Below are 17,241 nucleotides of genomic sequence, written 5' to 3'. Positions count from 1 at the left end.
TGGTGGCGCCGCGCGACGTGGAGGACTCGGTGGTGCGGATCACCCAGCTGGCGCGCGCGGCGGGGATCCATCTGGTGCTGGCCACGCAGCGGCCGAGCGTGGACGTGGTGACCGGGCTGATCAGCGCGAACGTGCCGTCCCGGCTGGCGTTCGCGACCTCCTCGCTGTCCGACAGCCGGGTCATCCTCGACCAGCCCGGCGCCGAGAAGCTGGTCGGGCAGGGCGACGCTCTGTTCCTGCCGATGGGCGCGAGCAAGCCGATGCGGCTCCAGAACGCCTATGTCTCCGATGAGGAGATCCGCGCGATCGTCGACCACTGCAAAGCACAGATGTAGCGCCCGGAACGGACGATACGGCCCGGCGGGCGGTCATTGGGGGCGGCAGCGGTGGCCTGTTCGCCAGTTCGCGGTGGCGGTGGTGATGAGGGTGTCGAGCCTGTCCCGGGCGCCCACGAGGTCGCCGATCCGGCTGTCGATGCGGTCCCGTTCGACGGAAAGCCGGTCGAGCAGTTCGGGCGTGGCCTCACCGTTCACGACGCACGGCAGCAGTTCCAGGATCGACTTGCTCGGCAACCCGGCGGCGTACAACTGCTGGATCAGCTCGACGCGGTCGACCGCGCTGTCCTCATAGTGCCGCTGGCCGCTGGGGCTGCGTTCGGAGGCGAGCAGGTCCTGCTCCTCGTAGTACCGCAGCGCCCGAACGCTGACGCCCGTCCTGGCGGCGAGTTCGCCGATGCGCATCATGCCCCTTGCCTCTGACGTCAACGTCAGGTTTTAACGTAACCGCATGATCGCATCAGAAACGACGGGCGCGGCGATCGTCGCGGTGAAGCCGGTGGTGCTGGACGCACCGGGCCGTGGCGAGGACCTGCGGGTCAAGGTGTCCGCACCGATCATCGGCAGTGAACTTCCGGTCATCGTGTTCTCGCACGGCTTCGGCTCGTCGCTGAACGCCTACGGCCCCTTGGCCGACTTCTGGGCCGCTCACGGCTTCGTGGTGATCCAGCCGACCCATCTCGACTCCAGGACGGTCGGCCTGCCCCAGGACGATCCCCGCACACCGCGGCTCTGGCGTTTCCGCGTCGAGGACATGAAGCGCGTCCTCGACCGGCTTGACCTGCTGGAAGCCGCCGTTCCCGGTCTTGGCGGCCGGCTCGACCGAAGCCGCGTCGCCGCGGCCGGGCACTCCTTCGGCGGCCAGACGGCGGGCAACCTGCTGGGCCTGCGCGTCCTCGACCCGGTGAGCAGGACGGAAGAAGACCTGTCCGACTCGCGGATCAAGGCGGGCGTGCTGCTCGCCACGGCCGGAAAGGGCGGAGCCGATCTGACACCGTTCGCGGCCGAGCATTTCCCGTTCATGAACCCGAACTTCGCGACCATGACCACGCCGGCCCTCGTGGTCGCCGGGGACAAGGACGACTCCCCGCTTTCGGTCAGGGGGCCCGATTGGCTCGCCGACCCGTACTTCCTGAGCCCGGGCCCCAAGAGCCTGCTCACGCTGTTCGGGGCGGAGCACTCGCTCGGCGGGATCGCCGGCTACGAGGTCCAGGAAACGACAGATGAGAATCCCGAGCGCGTCGCCCTGATCCAGCGGATCACCTTGGCGTACCTTCGCCATGCACTCGGCATTGCAGACGATTGGACGGCGCAGAGTTCTCTGCCGGAGCACATGGGTCGGATTGAGTCCAAGTAGCCTAGTCGGGCCGGTAGCGGGCTTTGATGTGGACGCGTTCTCCCTGGGGGCCGAGGATGCTGAGGAATTCCACCGGGCGCTCATCGGCATTGCCGAACCAGTGCGGTAGGTGGGTGTCGAATTCGGCGACCTCTCCGGCGGTGAGGACGAAGTCCCGGTCGCCGAGCACGACGCGCAGCCGTCCGTTGAGGACGTACAGCCAGTGGTACCCCTCGTGCGATCGGGGATCGGGTTCGCGACCGGCGGTCAGGCCGGCGGGCAGGATGTGCTTGAACGCCTGCAGGCCGCCGGGTTTGCGGGTCAGCGGGACGACGGTCATGCCGTTGCGGGTGAACGGCTTCGGGTACACCCGGGGGTCCAGGTCGGCCGGGGCGCCGACGAGCTCGTCGATCGGCACCTGGTAGGCCCTGGCCAGCGGAAGCAGCAGTTCCAGGCCCGGTTTGCGACGCCCGGACTCCAGCCGGGACAGGGTGCTGATCGGAATGCCGGTGGTCTCCGCCACGGCGGTCAGGGTGGCGCCGCGGCGGCGCCGCAGGTCGCGCAGCCGGGGCCCGACCGCCGCCAGCACGGCATCGACGTCATCGCTCATCCGTCCACTGTCATGGTGTTTTGCTGTTTTTGCACAGATTTTTGCCAGAGGCGCCGGGGCTGGGGCACGTTGGCGGCGGAGGTGGTCACGATGAATCCCCAGTTGGGTCGGTATGACGTGGCAGTGGTCGGTGGCGGCCCGGCGGGCTTGAGCGCGGCGCTCATGCTCGGACGTGCCCGGCGGTCGGTCCTGGTGATCGACGACGGTCGGCCCCGCAACGCACCGGCCGCGCACATGCACGGCTTCCTCTCCCGCGACGGCGTCCCGCCGGGTGACCTGCTGGAGGCGGGACGCCGCGAGGTCGCCGGCTACGGAGGAGAAGTCCAGACCGGCCGGGCGCGGAGCGCGGCGAAGGACGGCGACGGGTTCGCGGTCGAACTCGACACGGGTCGCACCGTGCGGGCGCGGCGTCTGCTGGTGACGACCGGTGTCATCGACGATCTGCCCGATGTTCCGGGCATCGCGTCGCGCTGGGGGCGTGACGTGGTGCACTGCCCCTACTGTCACGGCTGGGAGATCCGCGACCAGCCGATCGGCGTCCTGGCCACCGGCGCGAAGAGCGTCCACCAGGCTCTGCTGTTCCGGCAGTGGACCGACCGGCTCACCCTGCTGCAGCACACGGGCCCCCGCCCCACCCCTGAGGAGGCCGAGCAACTGGCCGCACGGCGGATCACGGTGCTGACCGGTGAGGTGACCGGTCTTGAGATCGCCGACGACCGCCTCACCGGTGTGCGCCTGGACAGTGGTGAGTTGGTCCCGCTGCGGGCGCTGGCCGTGGCGCCCCGTCCTGTCGCGCGCGCGGACGTCCTGACCGCGTTCGGGCTGGCGCCCGTCCCGCACCCGAACGGCCTCGGCACGCACATCGCCGCCGACCAGACCGGTCTCACCTCCGTCCCGGGGGTGTGGGTCGCGGGCAACCTCGCCGACCCCAACGCGAACGTGCTCGCGTCCGCCGCTTCCGGGGCGACCGCGGCCGGAGCCGTCAACGCCGACCTCATCGCCGAGGACACCCGCCACGCAGTGCAGGCCCGCAACGACCCGTTCTCGGCCGAATCCGAAGCCCGCGTATGCGAACAGATCCTGGGCGACCGCCGCCACGGCCTATGACCGCCACATAATTGGGCATTGTGGACCTCAGTACCGCCCAACTGGATCGTGCCTGCGGCGTTCTGCTCGCCGCCGCCGCCGGGGACGCGCTCGGCGCCGGACATGAGTCTCCAGGGGAATGGACCGACGACACCTTCACGGCGATTGTGCTCGCCGAAACGGCCATCGCCGGTGCTGACCTGGCCGTTTCCCGCGAGCGCACCGCGGGGAACGGCTCGCTCATGCGCGCCGCCCCGGTCGCGCTCGCGTTCCTCGACGACCCCGACGGTCTCGCGGAGGCCGCGCTCAGCGCCCTCACCCATGACGACCCGGAGGCCGGCGACGCCTGTGTGCTGTGGTGCCACGCCGTCCGGCACGCCGTTCTCACCGGCCGCCTCGACGCCCGTGCCGGTCTCGATCGGCTGGCCGAACCCGGCCGCACCCGGTGGGCCGAGCGGCTGAAGAAGGCAGAGCAGGCCCGGACGCAGGACTTCACCCGCACCGGCCGGGTGGTGGAGGCGCTCCAGGCGGCCTGGTGCGCGATCACCACGACCGAGGTCCCGGAGGACGAGCCGTCCGCCGGCTCGTTCCGCGCCGATCACCTGCGGCTGGCGCTGGAGGAGGCGACGCGCGGTGGCCGGGACGTCGCCGCCATCGCGGGCGGCCTGCTCGGCGCGGCCTACGGGGCGTCGGCCGTCCCCGCGCGGTGGCGGCTGGAGTTGCACGGCCGTCCGGGCCTGAGGTCGCGCGACCTCGTCGCCCTCGCGGCCACGGTCGCCACCGGCGGGACGTACGCGCGCCCCGTCTACGGCGGCGGGCACCGTCCCGCGGTCACCGAGCCGCATCCGGACGACCCCGGTCTCCTGCTCGCCGACCTCGCCGGCCTGCGGGCGATGCCCCCGGGGGTGACCGCGGTCGTCTCGCTGTGCACCGTCGGCGAGCAGGACGAGGAGGCGGTCCTGGCGCGGACGCCGCACTGGCTCGAGGTCCGGCTGGCCGACACCGACGACCCGGCGGAGAACGAGAACCTGGACTTCGTCCTGCACGACACCGTCACCGCCATTGAACGACTGCGCGCCGCCGGGCACGTGGTGCTGGTGCACTGCGTCGCGGCCTACAGCAGGACCCCCACCATCGGCGCCCTGTACGCGATGCGCCGCACCGGAGCCGATCCAGGCGAGGCCATCGCCGCGATGGAGCGTGCGCTGCCCGAGGCGGACCCGACCGACGCGTTCCGCGACGCCCTGCAGCGAGCACGCCCGGACGGCGGCTGGGGAATCGGGGCCCGTGGCCTCCGATGATTCAGATGGTCGCCTCGCTGCGGTTGCGTCGGGTCCAGAGGGCTTGGTGGCGTGCCGCCTCGCGGTGGGCCATCCGCCTCGCCGGGGCGGGCACCGGCTCCTCGCGGCCCCACGAACTCAGGGTTCCTGACATCTCGCGGACGAAATCCACCCCGGCCGGGGTCAGGCCGTCCCTGGACAGGAGGCTCGCGCATGCCAGCAGCGCCGCCGCCCGCCAGCGCTCGAACTCGGCGTGCGCGTGCAGGTCGCCAGGCGACCACCGGCGCTCCCGCCGCCAGAAGGCCGTCACGCCGAGGTGCGCGTAGGCGCCCTGGAGCAGGCTGTACACCGGGCGGGGGTCCTCCCTCCACGGGGCGTAGTACCGCCCGTCATGGCCGGGTCGGATCATCGGCACCGCCTCGATCAGTGCCGCCAGCTTCACGTGCTGCACCTCGTGCCCGAGGACCAGGGCGAGGGCGCGGGCGTCGCCGGTGGAGGAGAACGCGACGCTGCCGTGCACCTCGCGGGAACTGGCGCTGCTCCGGCTGGAACCGCGGTCGGCCAGCGGTGTCACCACCCGGATACCGGCCCCCGCCTCCTCGGCGGTGGGACGGTGGCGGCGGACCAGCCAGCGCCAGGCCGCCGCGAGATCGTCCCGCCAGCGCGCCAGCTCGGCGTCCGGCAGCCTGCCGCGCAGCGGGACGGCGGGCAGCCGGTAGGGGTCGAGGTCGTCGACGAGGACGTCCAGGGACAGCCCCTCCGACGACACCGTCAGGCGGCGCAGGCCGAGCCAGCCGGGCGCTTCGCGGCCCCAGTCGGCAGGGATCGCGACCCTCGCGCCCGGCGCCTCCACCACCGCGCCCGCGCCCGCGACACGCACCGTCGCGGACGGGACGCGCCCCGGCAGGGCGGCCATGCCCACCGAGGGCAGCATCAGCTTCCCGCCGGTCACCGGGACGGTGACGGTGGCGCCGGTGCCCGCGCGGATCGCCGCCGCCGCCGCGAGCGCGCCGAGCCGTTCCAGACCGCGGGACGTGCCGTCGCGGCGGGCCTCCCGGATCGCCTGGCCCGCCCACGCGCCGACCGCGGGATGCCTGACCACCTGGCGAACCGCCTCCGGGTGGGCCGTCTGCAGGTCCGCGAGCATCCGGTAGGCCGCGCCGACACGTCCTGCGGTACCGGGGCGTCCGGACGCGCGCGCCAGTTCCGCCACACCGCGCAGCAGCAGCAGATGCCGGCTGGTCTGGATGTCGCCGAGCATCCGCATCGCGGGAACGCCGCCCGCGCCCGCGGCCATTTCCCGCACGATCTCAGCCGGCGGCCGGTGGTAGCGGATCTCCATGTGCCGCCTTTCGCTCGGCCGCCGTCCGCGAAAGGTCGGCGGCGACCCTGGATCGGATGTGCAGGATGAGGCGGAGAAGATCCGCGCAGTACACCGAAGGATTTCTGAAACCGCTGCCCGGACGGTAGCGATGCGCGTAATGGCCGCCCCCGCACACGTTTTTCACCGGGCAGGACAGGCAGGCCGGGCACAGCGCCCCCGCGCCGATCTGCCGGGCCGCCACGAACGGCGACAGCAGTACCGTGTCAAAGGAGTCGCCGAACACGTGCCGTCCCGTTTCGGGGGCGCCGGGGAAGGCCGATTTGAGGATGTCGGACTGCTCGATGGCCCCGTCGGTCTCGACCACCACGACGCCGACCGGCGACAGCCCCACCACCTCGCTGGTGGACGCCCCGCCCAGCAGCAGATGCAGGATCTCCTGGAACAGGCGGACACCGGTCTCCTGCCGGGGCGCCCCGTACCAACGGTCGAACACCGCGGCCAGCCAGTCGCCGTACGGCGCGTCCGCCGGATCGTCGCGTCCGGCGGGAGCCTGCGACCAGTTCGCGTGCGGAAGCAGCAGGTCGACGGTGGGCGGGCCGTACTCCAGCAGGGCCTCGTAGGTCTCCACCGGGTCGTTGCGGAGGTCGACCGTGCACAGCAGGCCGCCGAACAGGTGCCGGTAGCGGCCGGAGGCGAGCCGCCGGAGCGCCGCGTGCACGGCGGCGTGGCTGCCGCGGCCGTCGGCGTGGCGGCGGTGGCGGTCGTGGGCGGCGGCCGTGCCGTCCAGGCTGACCCCGACCCGTACGCCGAGCGCGTCGAAGAGCCGCAGTTCCTCCTGGCCGAGGCGGACGGCGTTGGTCTGCACGACGGCGCGGACGCGGTCGCGGCCGTCCGGACCGGGACCCGCGGTCTCCCGGACCGCCTCACGCGTCAGGCGGACGGCGTCCCCGAGCAGGTCCGTCCCGGCCAGCAGCGGCTCGCCGCCGTGCAGCACGAGCGCGACGGAGTCGAGATCGTGGTCCCGCACGTGCTCGGCGATGCGCCCGGCGGTGCGGACGAGCACCCGGCGCGGCATCCGGTGCGGACGGCCGCGCCAGCTCTGGTCGCTCATCCGGTAGACGTAGCAGTGGTCGCAGGCCAGGTCGCAGCGGCTGGCGACCTTCAGGACGAAGTGCCGGAAGGGGGTGGGCCGCCAGCCTCCGGCCAGCAGCGCGGGCACGTCCAGGTCCGCCGGCCACTGGCCGCGCGGCGGCGCGCCCGGAAAAGCGGTTTCCTCGATCATGCGGACCCGTGCCCGAGCATGGCACTCCCCACTCCAGCCAGGCGCCGCACCGGAAACGGGCCATCCCCTATTCGGCCGGCGTCGCGGTGGCCTTCATCGCAAAATAACATTTTCCATGGAGGTGCATCCATGCCCGATACAGGAGCGGACTCGCCCGATCAGTTGCTCGATGTCAGCGCCATCCCCTTGCACACACTGGACGATCTCGGGGAAACGGTGTTGGCCAGGGCTCTGCACCGGATTTTTGTGTCACTCGACACAAACTCTCCGGAGGGCGTCGCGGGTTTTGAGTCCGCACTCGCCGATGATGGACAGGAAATCGGAATGACCGGGTCCGGCCGCGATCCCGATCAGGGATAACGGATGTCCCTGATCTGCCGAATGAGTTCGTCCACGCGGGGAAGGGCGGGGTCGTTCGCGGGCGTCATGATCCGCAGAGCGGCGCTCAGCTCGTCCAGCATGGCCGCGTCCTGGTGGCGCAGCGCGCGGCGGACCACGGCGGTCAGTTGGAGCATCGGGGTGGCGCCGCCGATGTCGAGGGGACCGAGCTGCTCCTCGACCAGCCTGATCCAGGTGCGGATCCCCCCGTCCCGGAGCGGCTCCACCAGGTAGAGGGCGCGGACGAGGCGCTCCTTCAGCACCGACGGCACCGTGCCCGGAACCGGGGAGGGCAGCGGAGGGGGCGACGCGGCGGTCGACGGCTCACCGAACGCGGGCTTCACCGCCTCGGCCTCGGCGCGGCCGAGCGGCGGCAGCTCGAGCGCATCGGCCTCGACGATCCATCGCGCGATCGTCTTGAGCGCGTCCAGATAGGGTTTCCCGCCGACGCGCCTGAGATCGATCAGCGGATCGCCGCCGAGGCTTCGGTGGCTGTTGTGCAGCCTGGCCACCGCGTCGGGCGGCTTCGCGGACCCTGACCAGCGCAACGGCATGAGGCAGCGGGTCGCCGGAGTGCCCGGCGCGGCGTTGACGCGGCCGGTGCGCTCGGCGAAGACGGCCCACTCCCGCCCGCACCAGCGGCTGTTCCCGTAGTCGGCGGACAGCAACGCGATCATGGACCGTGCGGTGCGGGCCCGCTCGATGAGCACCGCCTCCCAGTCGTCGCCGGGGTACAGCCCCTCGCGGTCCAGGAAGCCGACGTTCGCGCGGCCGCGGCCGAGGAGCAGCCGCACCTCCACGTCCAGCTCGTCGAAGAACTGGGCGACCAGATCCTGGTCGACGTGCCGCGCGTAGCTGACGAAGAAGGCATAGGGCGTCTCGGACATCGGCGCTCTCCAGGTGGTCAGGGGTAGCGGATCCGCCGTATCCGCCCGACGTGGTCGACCACGTCGGGCAGCGCGGGATCGTTCTCGGGCGCCATGACGCGGAGGGCGGCGACCATCTCGTCCAGCATCGCCCCGTCCCCGTGAAGCAGGCAGCGGCGGACCACGTTGACCAGTTTGGCCCGCATCGTGTCCCCCCCGATGTCGAGTGTCCCGAGCTGGTCTCCGATCAGCTTGATCCACATCTCGACCCCGCCGTTGCTCAGTGCCTCGACCCGGTACAGCGCGTCGACGAGCTGCGCCTTCAGTGCCGTCGGCACCGGCTCGGCGGGCGCGGGGCCCTCTCCCGCGACGGGCGGGCGCGGCGCCGGCACCACCGGCGCGTCCGGGACGGCCGGCACGACAGGTGCGTCCGGCACGACAGGTGCGACCGGCACCGCCGGCGCGGCCGGCGGCGCGAGGGATCCGCCGAGGCGCATCAGCTCCAGGCAGGCGTCCACGCCGAGTCCCGGCGCCTCCAGGAGCAGTTCCCCCACCCGGCTGAGCAGGGCGGGCCGGCGGCCGAGCCCCTCGGCGAGCCGCACCGCCTGGACGGGATTCAGCTCGGGCGCCTTCCTCATCAGCAGGATGACCGATTCCTCAAGGGTCAGCGGCCCCAGCGGATAGGGCAGCGCGCCGGGCACAGCGGTCTCGCCCGCGCAGGTGATCAGAACGTGCCCCGGCCCCTCGGGCACATGGCCGTCCAGGTCCCCGTCGGACCGCACCCCGTCGTAGACGGTCAGCCACCACCGGCCGGGTGCGGCCACGGCGCCGACCGCCTCGCGCAAAGCGGCCTTCTGCGCGCTCAGACCGTCCCCGGAACGGCAGTCGAACCACCAGATCACCGTGTAGCGCTGCCCGAACCGGTGGCAGTACTCGAGAGCGAACGCGGTCTTCCCCGACCGCTCCATCCCCTCCCCGTCGGTGAGCAGGACGGGCTTGGACGCGAGCAGCTCGCCGACCTCTTCGAGCTCGTCGTCGCGGCCGGCGAAGTGGGGGTCCCGAGTGCCGCGCCTGCAGACGGGCGGCGGAGCACCGGGGCGCCGGAGCGGATCGGGCGGCGCCGAGGGAACGAAGCGGTGCGAATGGGGCGCGGGCATGGACGACGGGCCGTTCAGGCCGAGCGTCGGAGCGCGTCGAGCAACGTCCTGATCACGCTCTCGTCGAGGCCGTGCATGGGGATGGCGCGTTCGCTCAGGCCGCCGGGAAGAGGACCGCTGTCGACCTGGACGGGTATGACGGGCGCGCTCCGTCCCGGGGGCGCGCCGAGCGCCTGCTCCCAGTCGAGGTCGTCCTCACGCACCAGGGCCTCCATGTGCGGGGCGACGGAGTTCTGTGAGAGCACGGCGACGACGCGTTCCCCGCTGTCGCGGGCGCGGGCGACCGAGTCGCGCAGGCGCTCGGCCCGGCCGGCGTTCCACCGGACCAACTCGACCTCGTAGTCGTTGGTGCGCAGCAGGTTGCCGAGGTACTCGGCCCAGGGCTGGTCGGGGCCGACATAGCTGATCGCGACGGTGCGGGGCAGCTCGCCGGCCTCGGCCGGGCCCGGCACCGGCACCGGCTCCTCGGTCGCGTCGCGCACCCCGAACGCGGGCCCGGTGGCCGCCGCCGTCGCCTCGTCGAGCGGTCCGAGACCGGCCTGCGCGGCCTCGAAGACCAAGGCCGCGACCGCGCGCACGACCGCGTAGTAACCGCCCGGACCGTCGAGCGCGCGGGCGCGCATGAGGCCGTAAAGCCCGGAGGCGGTGTAGGGCCCGGCGCCGGCCGAGGTCCAGAAGGCGGGCAGGGGATGCATGATCATGGGCAGTCGCGTCTCCGGGTTCAGCGGCTTCCACTGGACCGGGATGAGGCACAGGTCCCGCACCTGCGGGTGGAGTGCGAGCCGCTCGGCGAAGATCGCCCATTCGCGGCCGCAGCGCCGGTCGCGGAGATGCGCGTGGGAGACGAGCGCGACCATCGCCGGGGAGGTGGCCGCCGCGTGCACGGACGCGCCGCCCGGTGCGGCCAGGCACCCCTCGGTGAAAGGACCGCGGCGGACGCGGATCTCCCTTTCGAGATCATTGTGAAAACGGCGAACCCAGGCCCGCTCCTCAACCCTGGCGTAGCTGGTGAAGAAATAGGTCTTCACGTTACCTCGCATGCGCGGACGGACTCAGCTCGGGCATCGCCTGCGGGGTCCGGTACGGAGGGTCGGGGACGACGGCTCACTTGTAGGGCCATCGTAAGGGATCGGACACCGGTCGGCCCGGGAAGGTGCGCTCACACCATCGGCCACGCCATGAAACGCAGACCATCACCGCACATCAGGGGCCCGGACTCGCCCACTGCGGCCACTTGCGGCCAAGGGTCCCGCCATTCAGGACGACCCAAACCATTTTTCACTTGATCGTTTACTCGGATAACTCGTGGGTGTGAACCTGAGCGCGCGAGGCATATAGGATGGTCCATCCCTAAGTATTCTTTCCATCGTTGTGCACTTGGGTCCCAGGGCGGGGGCGAGGGTGACTCCACATCACGGCGAGGCGTCCGGTGCGATCGCGACACCTCCTGGAAAGATCGTCAGCTTCCATGGAAGCCAGGCGGGAATCGGCTGCTCCATGGCGCTGGCCAACGCGGCCTGGATCCTGTCCAGCACCGGCCGGAACGTACTGATCGTCGACTGGGCGATCGGGGCGCAGCGCCCGTCGGTCGACCAGTACCTCGCGAAGTTCTTCGCGGACGAGGAGGTCCCCGACGAGCAGGAGGGCCTCCTCGACCTCCTGCTGAGTTACCGCAAGGCCCACTCCGAGGCCGTGCGCCGCGACCCCGACCCCGACCTCGACGTGATCTGGCGGCGGCAGGGCGGGATCGGCCGCCACATCGTCGAGCTCAACTGGCCGCAGGCCGGGATCGACACCGGCCTGACCGGGAAGCTCGCCCACCTCGGCCCCGGAAGGCGCGCCGACGACACCTACTGGGCCGAGGCCGAACGCCTCGACTGGGAGTTGTTCGCGGCGAGCAGGCACGGCCGCCACTTCCTGGCCTCGCTGCGCGAGGACCTGGTGGGCAGCGGGTACGACTACGTGCTGCTCGACAACCATTCGGGGCGGTCGACGCTGGCGCGGCTCGGCGTCGTCCATCTCGCCGACGTGCTGATGGCCTGCTTCAGGCTGGGGCACGTCGAGAGCATCTCCGACGGGGCCAGGGTGACGCAGGACCTGCGGAAGCTCACCGCGGGCCGCGACGCCGGGCCCGTCACGGTGCTGCCGGTGCCGATGGGGGACGACCACTACCCCGCCGACGACATCAAGCGCTTCGCCCACCTCCAGTACGGCCCGCTGCTGGAAGGGCTCGACGAGATCGGGCGGGAGCGCTACTGGGGGAAGATCACCGTCCCGAGGTCGCCGTCCCTCTGGCGCCATCCCGTCATCGCGGCGATCGCCCAGAGCCCCCATGAACAGGGAACGGCCCTCAAGGCGTACGAGGCGGTGGCGCAGGCCATCACCGGAGACCCCGCCACCGAGCTGAGGCCGCTGCCCGAGCCGAGCCGGCGCGCCCTGGAACGGCACCTGACCGCGAAGCCGGCGACCGCCGGATTCGACGTCGCGATCTTCTCCTGCGCGGCCGACGCCCCCTGGGCCGACTGGATCACCTGGGTGCTGCGGCGCGCCGGGCTGACCGTCAGGGCGGGGGGCGGCGACGCGCCGGCCGAGACCAGCGTCGTGCTGCTGTCGCCGCGCCTGCTGGAGTCCAGCGAACTCGACCCGGCCATGGGGCTGATCGCCGACCTGCGGTCGGGGTCCGGTGCCCGCGCCGACCAGCGGCTGGTGGGCGTGCGGGTCAGCGAGGGGACGCTGGGCGAGATCCTGTCCTCGGTCGTCGACGTCGACCTGGTGCCGCACGGGCCGGACGACGCCACCGCCCGCCGTGAGCTGCTGACCTACTTCACCTACAGCGACCGGCTCGTGCCCCGCGCCGACGACCTGCCGGACGCGCCCCGCTTCCCCAAGCGGGTCCCGCGCGTCCAGCGGGTCCGTGCGACCACGCGCTCCTTCGTCGGACGTGACGCGGTGCTGCGGTCCCTGCGCGAGAAGCTGCGGGACAACCGCGGCACCGGCCGTCCCACCGTGCTGACCGGTCCCACCGGGATCGGGAAGAGCAGTGTCGCGGCCGAGTACGCCTGCCTGTTCGCCTACGACTACGACGTGATCTGGTGGATCTCCGCCGAGGAGCAGCGCGAGGTGCGGACGCGGCTGGCGCGCCTGCTGCCCCACCTGCGCGAGGGCGCCGCCCCCGACGCCCAGGACGCCGTGGAGCAGACCCTCGCCGCGCTGCGCGGCGGCGACCACGGCCGGTGGCTGCTGGTCTACGACGCGGCGGGCGACCCGCTCGAGCTGGAGCGCCTGATGCCCGACGGCGGCCCGGGCGAGGTGCTCGTGACCTCCCGGCACGAGGGCTGGGCCGCGGCCGGTCACAGCACCGTCCCGGTCGGGCGTTTCGAGCGCGGCGAGAGCGTCCGCCTGTTCCGCGAACGCATCGGGCAGAGCGATGTCACCCACTCCCACGCCGAGCGCGTCGCCCGGCGGCTCGACGACCATCCGCTCGCCGTCGACCAGGCGGCCGGATGGGTCACCTCGCGCTGGATCGCCGCACAGGAGGAGAAGGGGCCGCCGCCCCTCGACCGCACGCCCGGCGCGCTGGCCGACCAGCTCCTCGACCTGCTCGGCGACGCCGAGGAGATCACCACGGCGCCGGCCGGCGAGGAGGGGGCGTCCGCGGCGCGCACCGCCGGGCTCTCCCTGGAACGGCTGGCCCGCGAGCGCCCGGCGGCGCTGTGGCTGGTGCGGATCTGCGCGTACCTGGCCTCCGACGGCGTGGCCATGGAGCTGGTGCGCTCGGCGGGGATGCGCGAGCGGATCGGGCGCCATGATCCGGACGTGGGCGTCGACCTGACCGTCGACGAGGTCGTCCAGATGGTCAAGCGGTACTCGCTGGTCCGGGTCGACCAGCAGCTCGACCGCCTGCAGGTCCATCCGCACACGCTGCGGACGGTCCGGGCCGGGATGTCCGAGGACGAGCGCGTCGAGGCCCGCGCGTCGGCGCAGCTGGCACTGGCCGCGTTCGTGGCGGGCGACGACGCGTCCCGCCACGTCCAGGAGCGGCGCCACCGGGAGTCGCAGCGGCACGTGCGGGCCTGCGAGGTGGGCGAGACCGCCGACGCCGGCCCGGAGGTGCGCGCCTGGGCCGTCCAGCAGGTCAGGTACCTCTACATGTCCAACGACTGGGAGGTGGGGCGGGCCCTGGCCGAGCAGTTGCGCGTCCAGTGGACGGCCGACTTCGGCGAAAGCGACCGCCACCGGCTGGAGCTGCTCATCCAGCTCGCTAACGTGCAGCGCGAGCTCGGCATGTACGAGCGCGCCGCGCACTGGGACGCCGAGGCCCAGCGGCTGCGCGAGGAGTCGCTGCCGTCCAACCACCTGCTCGGCCTGCGGATCCGGCGCAGCGTCGCCGCCGACCTGCGCGCCCGCGGGGCGTTCGTCCAGGCCCTCCTGATGGACCAGCAGACGTTGGAGGCGTTCAAGGAACGGCTCGGCGAGGAGCATCCCGACACGCTCCGGGCCGCCAACAACCTCGCGCTCGCGTTCCTCCTGACCGGAGCGGCGAAGGCGGCGATGGAGCTGGACCGTACCACCTACGAGACGCGCCGCCGGATCCTGGGCGAGCAGGCGCCCGCGACCTGGCACTCCATGGTCAGGCTCGCCATCGACTACCGGGAGATGGGCGAGTACGCCAACGCCCGCAGCCACCTGGAGACGGCGCTGGCCCTCCTGCGCGCCTCCGCCGGCAACGCCTCACCGACGACCCTGCGGGCGGCGCGGGCGCTCGCCGTCACCCTCCGCGACCACGGCGAGGCGGAGGAGGCGCTGGGGTCGATCACCGAGACCTGGCACGCGAGCCAGGCGTTCTACGGCCCCCACCACCCGGAGACCCTCTCGTGCGTGGTCAGCCTCGCGGCCACCCAGGCGGCCCTCGGCCGGTACGGCGAGGCGCTGCGCCGCGGACGGCTCAACCTGGCGCTCTACCGGGAGACCTTCTCCCCGTCGCATCCCTTCACGCTCGCCTGCCATGCCAACCTCGGCGTGTACGCGCGGCTCGCCGGCCGGCTCGACGAGGCCCGCAGGAGCGGCGAGGAGGCGTGGCGGGCGCTGCACGACGACGCCGACGTCGGCCCCGAGCACCCGTTCACGCTGGGCGCGGAGATCGGATACGCCAACGCGCTGGTCGCGCTGGGCGAGACCGAGGCCGCGGCCGAGCGCGAGCGGCACGCCTACGCCGGCTTCAAGCAGCGGCTGGGGCCGGGGCATCCGCTGAGCCGGATCGCCTACACCAACCTGCACGTGACCGAGGACGCGAGAGCTGATGCCGACGGCGGGGACGGCGGCCTGCGCAGGGACATCGACCTTGAGATTCCGTCGACGTGAGCGCCGATTCCGCCGCCGAGGCGGACGGAGAACGGGGTACGTGATGACGCTCCAGCCCCCCGAGGGCGGCAACGGACCGGGTCTGACGATCACCGAGGGGCAGCCCGCCCGGGCCGCGAACGGCTTCGAGAGGATCAAGGGCCTGTGCCGGCGGGCCCTCGGCCGGCACACCGTGCAGTACGTCTCGTACTACATCCGCGGCAACCAGCAGTTCTGGCAGGACACCTTCGCCTCCGCCCACGCGCCGGGCATCGCCTCGCCGGACGACGCCAAGCGCAAGCGCGAGTCGCTGGAGACCAGCGGGCAGCATCTCCACTACGTGGTGGCCCGGCTGGACAAGGCGTTCGAGCCCGTCCGCAGCGGCCGGCTGATCCGCTGCGTGTTCGACGTCGGGGAGGGCGCGCTGTTCTACTACTCGCCGTTCCACGGCGAGTACCTGGTGGGCGCGTCCCTGGAGGAGTCACCGGTGGACGAAGCCGACGCCACCATGGTCTGGCTCTGCGACGAGGTCCGGCTGGCCCGCGGATACGGCGGCAACCAGAATCCGGCCGGCGAGCACACCAAGTACGACGTGGACGTCGACCCCGCCGACCTCCTGCCCCAGGAGCGGTACATCGACGAGTACGCCGTGAGCGGCGATTCGCGCGGCGAGCTGAGCGGGCACCTGCGTGCCGCGCTCAGCCCCGAGGCGTTGCACTACGTGGCCTACTTCGAGGGCCCCGACCTGGTGCGGTCGGCCGACCTGCTCCGGCATCGCCGGCTGGGCTCGTTCACGGTCGGCACCGAACACGCCGACCGCCGGAAGCACTACGAGCGCATCGGCAAGCTGACCCACATCACCAGCCACCGCATGGACCGCATGCTGCTCCCGCTGCTGGGCGGGGTGCTGCACCGCGTGGTCCTGGACGTCGAGGCCGGGGCGGTGTACTACCGGCGGCTGGGGAACGACCAGGCGCTCATCGGCATCACGCTCGACCAGGCCAAGGTCGCGGTCGCGGAGGCGGCGCTGAACACCCTGGCCCAGGCGATCGCCGCCCGTTGACGACGCCCGCCGCCGCGCCCCCGGCTCAGCGAAGCAGGGCTCAGGGGAGGAGGGCTCAGGGCAGGGCGGGGGCGTCGTCGCCGGGAAGCCTGGCCATCCACGCCTCGTTCTGGGCGGAGATGACCAGCTCGCACTCGGCCGCGAAGGCGTCGCCGCCCTCGGCCGACCCGGTGTGCGCGGCGTCCCGTTCGTGCCGGGCCAGCAGCCTGGCGAGCTGACCGGCGGTCCTGGCGTACTCCAGTTCCTGGTACTCGTACTTCGAGGCGGCCGCGTGCGTGCTGACCGCCGCCGCGAGCGTGGTCGCCACCGCGACCCAGGCGGCGATCTCCCCCACCTGGAAGGCCCCCGCCGCCGCGCCGCACACGGCCCCGGCCGCGCCCAGCGCCATCTCGATCCGGCGGACCACCCGGACCCGGCCTCCCATCAGCCGCGCCTTGGGCCGGTAGTAGCCGTCCAGTTGCCTCCGGACCCGTTCGCGCGCGTAGGAGTCGATGCCGGAGACCGCGGGAAGGGACCGCGCGTCCGCCCTGATGCCGGTGAGGTGGTGGAGCAGGTCGGCTCCGTCGGCCTCGATGCGCTCGGAGGTCTCCAGCAGGGGGCCGGGGCCGGTCGCACCGCGGTACCGGCCCGCACCGGCGAGTGAGACGTACACCTCCGACTTCAGCGCCTCCGCGACGGAGCGCAGCCGGGTCCAGTCGTGCGTGGCGGCCGGCCCCGCGGACCGGACCGTCAGCGGGACCAGCGCCGCGGCGACGGCGGCGCCGAAGGCGAGGGTCTCCCCTGCCATGCCCAGATCCATCGTCTGGGCGGCGGCGGCGCCCATGACGGCGGCGCAGGCGCCGAGCAGCAGGCTCGCGAGGCGGGTCCGGGCGATCCGCCGTTTGAGCCGGTCCGCGGCCCGCGACCAGACGTTCTGACGGTCCCAGACCTGCTGGACGGCCACCGGGCCGGACGCCTCACCCGGCACTCCCGTGCCTCCTCGTGTGCTCGGCCGCGCCCAGTGAGGTGGAGCAGGCGGTGTCCTCATCTCCGCGGCGCGGCGGGGGGATCAGCGGCATGGGAGGCCCGGGCCCCTCCGGCGACGGCCCCGGCGCCGGCGCCGCGCCCGTGGGCTCGCGGCCGCCGCCGCCCGTGGGCTCGTGGGCGGCGGGCGGGGGGGGGGGGGGGGGGGCGGGGGGGGAGGG

At 72.8% G+C, this 17,241-nt stretch carries 15 protein-coding genes; 7 read left to right on the top strand and 8 right to left on the bottom strand.

Features of this window, described 5'->3' with window-relative positions:
• On the top strand, window positions 1–335 hold a 335-nt coding region (locus tag ACFPZN_RS53050), incomplete at its 5' end, for an FtsK/SpoIIIE domain-containing protein (RefSeq protein WP_378292444.1).
• Window positions 336–368: 33 nt separating this feature from the next.
• Here ACFPZN_RS53050 and ACFPZN_RS53045 read toward each other — a convergent pair.
• Window positions 369–743, bottom strand: coding sequence for a MerR family transcriptional regulator (locus ACFPZN_RS53045; protein WP_378292442.1), 375 nt, complete (start codon window positions 741–743; stop codon window positions 369–371).
• A gap of 43 nt (window positions 744–786) precedes the next feature.
• Here ACFPZN_RS53045 and ACFPZN_RS53040 point away from each other — a divergent pair, with 43 nt between their 5' ends.
• Window positions 787–1,692, top strand: coding sequence for an alpha/beta hydrolase family protein (locus ACFPZN_RS53040; RefSeq protein WP_378292440.1), 906 nt, complete (start codon window positions 787–789; stop codon window positions 1,690–1,692).
• A gap of 1 nt (window position 1,693) precedes the next feature.
• Here ACFPZN_RS53040 and ACFPZN_RS53035 read toward each other — a convergent pair whose 3' ends face one another.
• Window positions 1,694–2,281, bottom strand: a complete 588-nt coding sequence (locus ACFPZN_RS53035; RefSeq protein WP_378292438.1) for a helix-turn-helix domain-containing protein — start codon at window positions 2,279–2,281, stop codon at window positions 1,694–1,696.
• A gap of 90 nt (window positions 2,282–2,371) precedes the next feature.
• Between ACFPZN_RS53035 and ACFPZN_RS53030 the strand changes: the two genes are divergently transcribed.
• Together ACFPZN_RS53030 and ACFPZN_RS53025 are read left to right on the top strand one after the other, a co-directional pair.
• Window positions 2,372–3,388: an NAD(P)/FAD-dependent oxidoreductase gene (locus tag ACFPZN_RS53030; RefSeq protein WP_378292435.1), complete on the top strand. Its 1,017-nt coding sequence runs from the start codon at window positions 2,372–2,374 to the stop codon at window positions 3,386–3,388.
• 20 nt (window positions 3,389–3,408) lie between these two features.
• Window positions 3,409–4,668, top strand: coding sequence for an ADP-ribosylglycohydrolase family protein (locus ACFPZN_RS53025; RefSeq protein ID WP_378292433.1), 1,260 nt, complete (start codon window positions 3,409–3,411; stop codon window positions 4,666–4,668).
• Window position 4,669: 1 nt separating this feature from the next.
• Here the strand turns inward: ACFPZN_RS53025 and ACFPZN_RS53020 are convergent, their stop codons facing one another.
• Together ACFPZN_RS53020 and ACFPZN_RS53015 are read right to left on the bottom strand one after the other, a co-directional pair.
• Entirely contained in the window at window positions 4,670–5,989 is a 1,320-nt protein-coding gene (locus ACFPZN_RS53020; protein WP_378292431.1) for an HEXXH motif domain-containing protein, read from the bottom strand.
• The gene (locus tag ACFPZN_RS53015; protein ID WP_378292429.1) at window positions 5,958–7,253 is read right to left on the bottom strand and encodes an FxsB family cyclophane-forming radical SAM/SPASM peptide maturase; all 1,296 of its coding nucleotides are present in this window, start codon (window positions 7,251–7,253) and stop codon (window positions 5,958–5,960) included. Before ACFPZN_RS53015 ends, ACFPZN_RS53020 begins: the two co-directional genes overlap by 32 nt.
• A 129-nt stretch (window positions 7,254–7,382) precedes the next feature.
• Here ACFPZN_RS53015 and fxsA point away from each other — a divergent pair, with 129 nt between their 5' ends.
• Window positions 7,383–7,613 (top strand): FxSxx-COOH cyclophane-containing RiPP peptide, encoded by a 231-nt coding sequence (gene fxsA, locus ACFPZN_RS53010; protein WP_378292427.1) that lies wholly within the window; start codon window positions 7,383–7,385, stop codon window positions 7,611–7,613.
• On the opposite strand, the gene ACFPZN_RS53005 is transcribed toward fxsA, so the two are convergent.
• Genes ACFPZN_RS53005 through ACFPZN_RS52995 form a run of 3 tightly spaced genes read right to left on the bottom strand, consistent with a single transcriptional unit; the run spans window position 7,604 to window position 10,694 of the window.
• Window positions 7,604–8,518 carry a TIR domain-containing protein gene (locus tag ACFPZN_RS53005; protein ID WP_378292425.1) on the bottom strand — a complete coding sequence of 305 codons (915 nt, stop codon included), beginning with the start codon at window positions 8,516–8,518 and terminating at the stop codon, window positions 7,604–7,606. The genes fxsA and ACFPZN_RS53005 overlap by 10 nt on opposite strands.
• A 17-nt stretch (window positions 8,519–8,535) precedes the next feature.
• Window positions 8,536–9,654, bottom strand: a complete 1,119-nt coding sequence (locus ACFPZN_RS53000) for an effector-associated domain 2-containing protein (protein ID WP_378292423.1) — start codon at window positions 9,652–9,654, stop codon at window positions 8,536–8,538.
• A 14-nt stretch (window positions 9,655–9,668) separates the two neighbouring features.
• Window positions 9,669–10,694 (bottom strand): TIR domain-containing protein, encoded by a 1,026-nt coding sequence (locus ACFPZN_RS52995; RefSeq protein WP_378292421.1) that lies wholly within the window; start codon window positions 10,692–10,694, stop codon window positions 9,669–9,671.
• 361 nt (window positions 10,695–11,055) lie between these two features.
• On the opposite strand from ACFPZN_RS52995, the gene fxsT reads away from it, so the two are divergent.
• Both fxsT and ACFPZN_RS52985 read left to right on the top strand, forming a co-directional pair.
• On the top strand, window positions 11,056–15,015 hold the full coding sequence (fxsT, locus tag ACFPZN_RS52990; RefSeq protein WP_378292419.1) for an FxSxx-COOH system tetratricopeptide repeat protein: 3,960 nt from the start codon (window positions 11,056–11,058) through the stop codon (window positions 15,013–15,015).
• A gap of 43 nt (window positions 15,016–15,058) precedes the next feature.
• Window positions 15,059–16,057 carry a hypothetical protein gene (locus ACFPZN_RS52985; protein WP_378292417.1) on the top strand — a complete coding sequence of 333 codons (999 nt, stop codon included), beginning with the start codon at window positions 15,059–15,061 and terminating at the stop codon, window positions 16,055–16,057.
• A gap of 55 nt (window positions 16,058–16,112) precedes the next feature.
• On the opposite strand, the gene ACFPZN_RS52980 is transcribed toward ACFPZN_RS52985, so the two are convergent.
• Window positions 16,113–17,024 (bottom strand): DUF4231 domain-containing protein, encoded by a 912-nt coding sequence (locus tag ACFPZN_RS52980; RefSeq protein ID WP_378292415.1) that lies wholly within the window; start codon window positions 17,022–17,024, stop codon window positions 16,113–16,115.
• Window positions 17,025–17,241: the final 217 nt, after the last annotated feature.

Source organism: Actinomadura rugatobispora, assembly GCF_042656285.1.
Lineage (GTDB): Bacteria > Actinomycetota > Actinomycetes > Streptosporangiales > Streptosporangiaceae > Spirillospora > Spirillospora rugatobispora.
The sequence above is the reverse complement of the archived record's forward strand: the minus strand, read 5'-3'. Positions and strand labels throughout refer to the sequence as shown.

Excerpts from the sequence above, each read along its gene's own strand:
- ACFPZN_RS53045 (WP_378292442.1), bottom strand. The coding sequence starts at position 743 with ATGATGCGCATCGGCGAACTCGCCGCCAGGACGGGCGTCAGCGTTCGG.
- ACFPZN_RS53040 (WP_378292440.1), top strand. The coding sequence starts at position 787 with ATGATCGCATCAGAAACGACGGGCGCGGCGATCGTCGCGGTGAAGCCG.
- ACFPZN_RS53035 (WP_378292438.1), bottom strand. The coding sequence starts at position 2,281 with ATGAGCGATGACGTCGATGCCGTGCTGGCGGCGGTCGGGCCCCGGCTG.
- ACFPZN_RS53030 (WP_378292435.1), top strand. The coding sequence starts at position 2,372 with ATGAATCCCCAGTTGGGTCGGTATGACGTGGCAGTGGTCGGTGGCGGC.
- ACFPZN_RS53020 (WP_378292431.1), bottom strand. The coding sequence starts at position 5,989 with ATGGAGATCCGCTACCACCGGCCGCCGGCTGAGATCGTGCGGGAAATG.
- ACFPZN_RS53015 (WP_378292429.1), bottom strand. The coding sequence starts at position 7,253 with ATGATCGAGGAAACCGCTTTTCCGGGCGCGCCGCCGCGCGGCCAGTGG.
- fxsA (WP_378292427.1), top strand. The coding sequence starts at position 7,383 with ATGCCCGATACAGGAGCGGACTCGCCCGATCAGTTGCTCGATGTCAGC.
- ACFPZN_RS53005 (WP_378292425.1), bottom strand. The coding sequence starts at position 8,518 with ATGTCCGAGACGCCCTATGCCTTCTTCGTCAGCTACGCGCGGCACGTC.
- ACFPZN_RS53000 (WP_378292423.1), bottom strand. The coding sequence starts at position 9,654 with ATGCCCGCGCCCCATTCGCACCGCTTCGTTCCCTCGGCGCCGCCCGAT.
- ACFPZN_RS52995 (WP_378292421.1), bottom strand. The coding sequence starts at position 10,694 with ATGCGAGGTAACGTGAAGACCTATTTCTTCACCAGCTACGCCAGGGTT.
- ACFPZN_RS52985 (WP_378292417.1), top strand. The coding sequence starts at position 15,059 with ATGACGCTCCAGCCCCCCGAGGGCGGCAACGGACCGGGTCTGACGATC.